Origin of the sequence: Streptomyces cupreus (assembly GCF_014257025.1) — a bacterium.
GTDB classification, from domain to species: Bacteria; Actinomycetota; Actinomycetes; order Streptomycetales; family Streptomycetaceae; genus Streptomyces; species Streptomyces cupreus.
The window spans coordinates 1-467 of the sequence record NZ_JACMSF010000195.1 but is presented as its reverse complement, the minus strand read 5'-3'; the positions used below and the strand labels follow the sequence as shown (position 1 = coordinate 467).

The 467-nt window shown below is 69.4% G+C and carries 1 protein-coding gene; it reads left to right on the top strand.

What is annotated here, in order from left to right:
* On the top strand, positions 1-376 hold a 376-nt coding region (locus H4N64_RS44270; protein WP_260860474.1), incomplete at its 5' end, for a sensor histidine kinase.
* Positions 377-467 lie beyond the last annotated feature (91 nt).

Here is a 467-nt window from a genome sequence, read left to right as displayed (position 1 = left end):
CGAGACGCTCCCCATGGTCCATCTGGACAAGGGGCTGTTGGAGCGCTCGGTGGCCAACGTCGTCGAGAACGCCGTCAAGTACAGCCCGCCCGGCATCCCCGTCCTCGTCTCCGCCAGTGCCATCGCCGACCGTGTCGAACTGCGCATCGTGGACCGGGGGCCGGGCGTCCCGGACGAGGCCAAGGAACGCGTCTTCGAACCCTTCCAGCGCTACGGCGACGCACCGCGCGGCGCCGGGGTGGGGCTGGGACTCGCGGTGGCACGCGGGTTCGCGGAGGCCATGGACGGCACGCTGCACGCCGAGGACACCCCTGGCGGCGGCCTCACCATGGTCCTGAGCCTGCCCAGGGCCAAGGGAGACCCGGACAAGTCCTAGCCTTGCCGCACCCTGGGTGCCGCTCACTGTCCGCTCCGTAAGGTTCGCCAAATGAACCGAATGTTTCGCACGATCTCCGGAAGGACCGCTG